The sequence below is a fragment of the Chamaesiphon sp. VAR_48_metabat_403 genome, from assembly GCF_031422475.1.
GTDB lineage: Bacteria > Cyanobacteriota > Cyanobacteriia > Cyanobacteriales > Chamaesiphonaceae > Chamaesiphon.
This window is the reverse complement of sequence record NZ_JANPLS010000220.1, coordinates 1-6,974: the sequence shown is the minus strand read 5'-3', so window position 1 is coordinate 6,974 and position 6,974 is coordinate 1. Positions and strand designations below refer to the sequence as shown.

Sequence of the window (6,974 nt, the reverse complement as noted above, 5' to 3'; positions counted from 1 at the left end):
CCAACTTGCCAATCTCCAAAATCTAGCAGATCTGCCCCTATCTACATATCTCAAAAGTTCGGGTACTCGCGATACTTGGTTGAAATTGCTAGTGATGTATAGTTACTCAATTCCGTTTGAACTAATTGATGATTTTCCGGCAGAATTAGCGATTCCGACTTTGCGTGCTTATATTTCGACTAACTGGGTACGGGTGAAAGGTGGCGTATATACTTATATCGAAAAAATCCTAGAGCGATTTAAGGGGAAGATCGTACTGGGTGTTGAGATCGATCGGATTATTAGAAGTCCTGATGGTGTCAAAATTATGATGTCTACAGGTGAAATTTATGAGTTCGATCGAGTCGTCTTTGCTACTCCACCAGATCGAGTAATGGCACTACTCGCCGATCCAACAGATGCCGAAACGAAACGTTTTGCTGAGTGGAAAGCTAATCATATCACTAGCATAGTTCACCAGGATGATACTATGTACGATCGCTTTGGCATCTACAAACCCTCAGAATTTGATTTCTTCCAGACAGATACCCGCTGGGGCTATAACGGCTATCTCAATCAACTTTGTGACATCTCATCGCCACCGCATTATTTCTTATCATTCCAACTAGAAGAATTAATTGCACCAGAACAAATCATTCATACTCAAGCACATCACACTCCAATGTACACCACCGAATCCTTCCGCTACCGCGATGAAGTGGTTGCGACTAATGGTGAAAACTATACCTATCATGCAGGAGCCTATCTTGGTGACGGTTTGCATGGTGGCGCGATTACATCAGCTATTCGAGTCGCTCAATTAATTGGCGTGAGCCTGGAGTCTATTTCCTCAGTCGAAAGCAACCGAGAGCGAATTTCGTTCGCATAGTCTGTATTCTAATTATTTCAAATTCTGTTCCAAATCAAGCTGTCATCAAATTGGGGAATTTTTGAGATTACTTTTAGTTTTGCCTACCCCTTTTGAGTGAAAATATATTGAAAATTCAGCATTAAAATCTGTCTATATATAGACAGACAGATTAGATAACCATGGTTATGTATAGCAACAAAAACCCATAAAATAATAAATTAAATGTTGAGATATATATTTTCAATAGTAGTAGACTGAAAATATCTTCCTCACGAAATCTTCACAAATTTAGTTTAGGATGGAATGTAATAAATTCGCATTATAAATTCATTAAATAGTTATTCTATTTGCCATCTGGCATCGGAGTATTTTACTGCAAATACTTCGATGCCAGATGGCAACTTAATAGCATGATTTTTACTCGGATGACGACGCTAATGACAGGTTTTGTAAATTTAGTAAATTGGCTAAAACACCATGAGTACTGCGATTCTCTTTCAGAGAGAAAGAAAGACCCCAAGCGATATGACGGAAATCCATAAAACTCTGAATAACAGGCGACAATCGCCGATCTGACTACGCAAGATACATTCAACGACCTGAACTAGCTAGAAACTTACAAATACATCAATAACAACAGAAATTAGATGTTAAACAAAATTGAACTGACTAAAACTGTACCCCAAGAACGCTGGGGTGAATTCTTCGACCAGTTTTCTGACGGAAATCGGGGACGACATATCTCGATCGAAATTATGAATTCCGAAGGTGCTGAAGAGTTGATTCAGAATGCGCCATTGATGGCGATAATTTACGATCGACCTGGCAAGGGTAACGATCTAGTGATTGAAACAGGTAAAGATGAAGTCACTTACGCTCACACTGTCGATGCCCCTACTGAAGTCTTAACCGGACAGAGCGAGAGTGGACGGATGCTGGCAGTTTGGATTAGTGATGCTAGTGGGACAAAAACATTAGTTAAGTTACAAGCAGTCGAACCATAGCAGTAAATTTCTAAAACACAATAATTAATATTCTCAATCGATTCTCGTTCCGAGAGGCTACGCCAACGCGGTTGAAAGAATACATCGACTCGATCGAGTTAGCAACATACGATCGTCGTGATGCCAAAGCAGTCCTTGGCAATTTTTAGATGATGGGCTAGCAGGCGGGGTGCTCAGTGCCTGTATTCACGATCCAGACGGCAATACGATTCTCATGGGGAGAGGCTCCGCCAACGAACTCGAACAAATCCTCAGCTAATTAGATCTGTACGATCTCGACCGCTGGATGGCTTTTGTGACGGGCTATCTCCACCCTGCTTTTTTTCCATTCGATCGACCAGAACGCTACTCAACCGATCGTCACGGCCGTGCTAAACAAGCAACAAAGGAAGCATCTTATAAATTAATCGATCGGATATATGAGTATTTAGATCGACATTTAAACGGTAAAGAATTTGTAGTTGGAAACCGCCTGACGATTGCTGATGCTTATGCGTTTGCGATGGTTCGTTGGGGAAATAGTTTGCCGAATGGTTCAACAAATTATCCCAATCTAGATCGCTTTTATCATTATTGGTGCGAAGACTCGGCTGTAAAACGTGCGATGGAGCAACAGCACATTCATTAGCTAAGTTGATTTGGGGAGCGACACGATCCGTAATGGCTTATTTAATGGCACCTATGAGTCGATTATCTCGGATAATCCTCGTCAAATCATCACCAACACTTAGGGATATACCCAATCGAAGTAACAATAAATTTGGAGAATAATCATGAAGACTAATGCTTACGCCGCTCAAACCGCCACAACTCCACTCGCACCATTCACAATCGAACGCCGCGATGTCGGCAAACATGATGTTGCGATCGAAATTTTATACTGCGGGGTCTGCCATTCAGACTTGCATACCGTCCGCAGCGAATGGAATGGTACCACCTATCCATGCGTACCCGGTCATGAGATCGTCGGACGGGTTGTAAAAGTTGGCAAAGATGTCAAAAAATTCAAAGAAGGCGATACCGTTGGGGTTGGTTGTATGGTCGATTCCTGCCTCACTTGTGCCAACTGCAAGGAAGATCTAGAGCAATTCTGCACGGTTGGCACAGTATTTACCTACAACTCTCCTGACAAGCACACTGGTGGAACTACCTACGGTGGCTATTCCCAGAGCATTGTGGTGGATAAAGCTTTTGTGCTGAAAATTCCCAAACATTTGGATCTAGCCGCCACCGCACCACTGCTCTGCGCTGGCATCACCACTTATTCGCCATTGCGCCGCAACAAGGTGAGCAAAGGTCAGAAAGTTGGCATCGTCGGACTAGGCGGACTCGGACACATGGGTGTGAAACTAGCAAAGGCTTTGGGCGCACACGTCGTAGTCTTCACCACCTCGGCAAATAAAGTTGAAGACGCGCTCCGGCTCGGAGCGGATGAAGTCGTCAATTCCAAAGATGCCGACGAGATGAAAAAACATCTTAATAGTTTCCATTTCATTCTCGATACCGTGTCCGCACAACACGACATCAATGCCTATCTACTGCTGTTGGGACGCGACGGTAATCTCACTCAAGTCGGCGTGCCCCCCGAACCCCTTTCCCTCAACGTAGGTAGTCTGGTCTTTGGTCGGCGCAGTCTTAGCGGCTCGCTAATTGGTGGTATTAAAGAAACTCAGGAGATGTTGGATTTCTGCGGCAAGCACAACATCACCGCCGATATCGAACTTATTCCCATTCAGAAGATCGATGAAGCTTACGATCGATTGGTGAAAAGCGACGTAAAATACCGCTTCGTCATTGATATGGCTTTATTTAAACAGGCTTTGTGAAAATCATCAATTCCACAAACTCAATCAAAAACACAACAGGAGACATTATGGCTCAGACAACAGTAGATAAATTCATCCAAGCAGTTAACGAAGATCTAAATATGATTGCAAAACTCAAAGCAGCAGTAGATATCGAATCTTACTATCAAATCGCCAAAGAACATGGTTATCATTTCACCGCTGAAGAACTTCATTCAGAGTTAAGTAAAAAATCCCTGGAAGAGTTGGCGATGAAGATAAATCCCGGTCTATCACCACGAAAACACCTAGATGGTCGATAGAAAATCGTGACAGATTTGACTAATTGCGAAATACGACTAGTTTTCAGTCCCATTATTTCAACAGCATGAACACTCTCACCCGTCCTCGCGAATTGATTTACACAGACTGGACACTAATTGAACCTGAATTCGACCCCATAAAATTACGCGCTAGAGAAACCGTCTTTACGATCGGTAATGGTTATTTAGGCACGCGCGGCAGCTTTGAAGAAGGCTACCCCAAAGCGTTGCTAATTACCTTAATTAATGGGGTTTATGACGATATCCCCGTGGTTTATACCGAGTTGGCAAATTGTCCTGACTGGTTGTTTTTGGTAGTAATTATTAATGGCGAGCAGTTTCGGCTTGATGCTGGGGAAATTCTCACATATGAGCGGCGACTGGACTTGCGACAGGGGGTTTTGAGTCGATCGATCCGGTGGCGCAGTCCGATCGGTAATACCGTAGATTTGAAGTTCGATCGGTTTGCTAGTTTGGCAGACGAGCAGGTATTAGCACTGCGGTGTGAGATTACGCCGATCGATTTTGATGGCACCATCGAGGTGCGATCGAGCATTAATGGCTATCCCGAAAATCAAGGCTTTGACCACTGGGAGCATCTCGACAGAGGCAAGACAGAGCAGGGAGTCTGGCTGCACGTTCGCACCCGCAGTACCGAGATCGAACTCGGTATGGCAGCGAAAATGACCACGATTGACATCGATGCTCGATCGGCGGTGATAAATACCCCCGACTGTCCTACCTTGACGACCACTTTTATCGCCACAGCAGGACAGCGCATCAGCGTAGAGAAGCTAGTAACAGTGTTTACCTCTCGCGAAACCAAATCACCAGTTCAGGCGGCTCAAGCCAAATTAGCCAACCTACCAGCTTATCCAATTCTCCTCGCTGCCCATCAAAAGGCGTGGGAAGCAGTTTGGGAGCATAGCGATATCGAGATTGAGGGAGATCTTACCGCTCAGTTAGCAGTTCGCTACAACTTGTTTCAACTTTTCATTGGTGGCTGTACCAATCAGGGTTCGCTAGATATAGACCCTGACAGTGTTCCCGCCAAAACCTTGTCGGGATTTGGCTATCGGGGGCATATCTTTTGGGATACGGAAATTTTTATCCTGCCCTTTTTCACCTTCACGCAACCCGCGATCGCCCGTAATCTCCTCAATTATCGCTATGATACCCTAGCTGGAGCAAGACGCAAAGCCGCTCACGCTGGTTACAAAGGGGCAATGTTTGCCTGGGAAAGTGCGGCAACTGGCGATGAGATGACCCCCAAATGGTCGTTGCCCTGCGATCCTTATGTAGAGCCGATTCGGATCTGGAATGGAGAGCGCGAGATTCATATTAGTGCCGACATTGCCTATGCTGTCTGGCAATACTGGCAAGCAACGGGCGATGATGCGTGGATGCGCGATCGCGGAGCCGAAATTATCCTCGATACTGCGTTATTCTGGCTGAGTCGGGTAGAGTGGCACGAAAAGCAACAACGCTACGAACTATGTGGGGTGATTGGTACCGATGAATACCACGAGGATGTCAGAAACAATGCCTACACCAATCGGCTAGTGCAGTGGCATCTAGAAAAAGCTCTGCAAGTCTATGAGTGGCTACAAGAAACGTTTCCAGCGCGGGCAAATGAACTGAGCCAACAGCTCCATCTCACGCCAGTACAGATATTAGCTTTTCACTCGACGATCGCTCAGATGTATATCCCTTACAATCCTCAAACATTGCTAATCGAGCAATTTGAGGGGTTTTTCGCGCTCCAGGATATCGACTTGAGTGACTATGAACCGCGCACTAAGTCGATTCAAACCGTCCTCGGTATGGCGAAAACAAATCAGAGCCAAGTTATCAAGCAACCTGACGTATTGATGCTGCTCTATCTCCTATTCAACACGCCAGAATTTGCCAATCGCCAGGATATCTTGCACGAAAACTGGAACTACTACACTCCCCGCACCGATATCACCCAAGGCTCGTCTCTCGGTTCATCCGTTCAAGCACTCCTCGCCGCAACTCTGGATAAATCCGTAGATGCTTACGAACATTTTATGCGGGCAGCCCTCATCGATCTCACCAACACTTTCGGCAATACCGAAGATGGCATTCATGCGGCTTCGGCTGGCGGTGTCTGGCAAGCGGTAGTATTCGGTTTCGGTGGTGTCCAACTGAGCGAAAATGACCCCGTGGCAATTCCCCATCTGCCACCGAATTGGACGCGACTCAAATTCAAACTCAACTGGCGCGGCACCTGGCACCATTTCGATCTCTCGCCTTCAGTTGTTTCAGCTACAGATATTCGGGGTTTTATCTTCGATGTCGATGGCGTGTTGACGGATACTGCCGAATATCATTACCAAGCTTGGCAACGACTGGCTGATGAAGAAAAACTGCCCTTTGACAGACAAGCAAATGAAGCCCTACGTGGCGTATCTCGCCGTGAATCGCTAATGCACATCATCGGCATGGGACAGTATTCAGAAGTAGAGATTCAGGCGATGATGGAGCGCAAAAATCGTTATTATGTGGAATCGATCGAAACCATTACTCCCCAAAATATCTTTCCAGGAGCCATTGAGCTATTAACAGAACTCAGACAAGCGGGCATCAAAATCGCGATCGGTTCTGCAAGTAAAAATGCCCGCACTGTCATCGATAAATTGGGGATTGGTAATCTGGTGGATGCGATCGCGGATGGGGATAGTGTCACACGTCCCAAGCCTGCCCCAGACGTGTTCCTATACGCTGCTACACAGCTCGGACTCGAACCCTCCCGCTGTGTGGTGGTGGAAGATGCCACCGTGGGTATTCAAGCGGCGATCGCAGGGGGAATGCGATCGATCGGAATTGGCCCCACGAATCGCGTTGGAGCGGCCGACATCATCCTACCAAACCTGGTTGGCGTTCACCTTATCGACCTTCAAACTCAACTAAAACTAGCTCCAGCAAAACCCCTCCAACACACAGTCTAATTGCTAGGTATGGGTAAATAATGAAATACCCCTAACAAGCA

Annotated in this window: 6 protein-coding genes; all 6 read left to right on the top strand. The window is 45.8% G+C overall.

All coding sequences use genetic code 11. The features are described 5' to 3' along the window. Positions 1–868: FAD-dependent oxidoreductase (locus RMO79_RS10275; RefSeq protein ID WP_310483055.1), on the top strand; the 868-nt coding region annotated here is incomplete at its 5' end. 629 nt (positions 869–1,497) lie between these two features. After that, on the top strand, positions 1,498–1,854 hold the full coding sequence (locus RMO79_RS10270) for a DUF5335 family protein (protein ID WP_310483054.1): 357 nt from the start codon (positions 1,498–1,500) through the stop codon (positions 1,852–1,854). Between the two features lie 286 nt (positions 1,855–2,140). Continuing rightward, on the top strand, positions 2,141–2,482 hold the full coding sequence (locus RMO79_RS10265; protein WP_310483053.1) for a glutathione binding-like protein: 342 nt from the start codon (positions 2,141–2,143) through the stop codon (positions 2,480–2,482). Between the two features lie 145 nt (positions 2,483–2,627). Then, the gene (locus RMO79_RS10260) at positions 2,628–3,680 is read left to right on the top strand and encodes an NAD(P)-dependent alcohol dehydrogenase (protein ID WP_310483052.1); all 1,053 of its coding nucleotides are present in this window, start codon (positions 2,628–2,630) and stop codon (positions 3,678–3,680) included. Positions 3,681–3,727: 47 nt separating this feature from the next. After that, the gene (locus tag RMO79_RS10255; RefSeq protein WP_310483051.1) at positions 3,728–3,961 is read left to right on the top strand and encodes a Nif11-like leader peptide family natural product precursor; all 234 of its coding nucleotides are present in this window, start codon (positions 3,728–3,730) and stop codon (positions 3,959–3,961) included. Positions 3,962–4,026: 65 nt separating this feature from the next. Further along, positions 4,027–6,933: a beta-phosphoglucomutase gene (gene pgmB, locus RMO79_RS10250; protein ID WP_310483050.1), complete on the top strand. Its 2,907-nt coding sequence runs from the start codon at positions 4,027–4,029 to the stop codon at positions 6,931–6,933. Positions 6,934–6,974 lie beyond the last annotated feature (41 nt).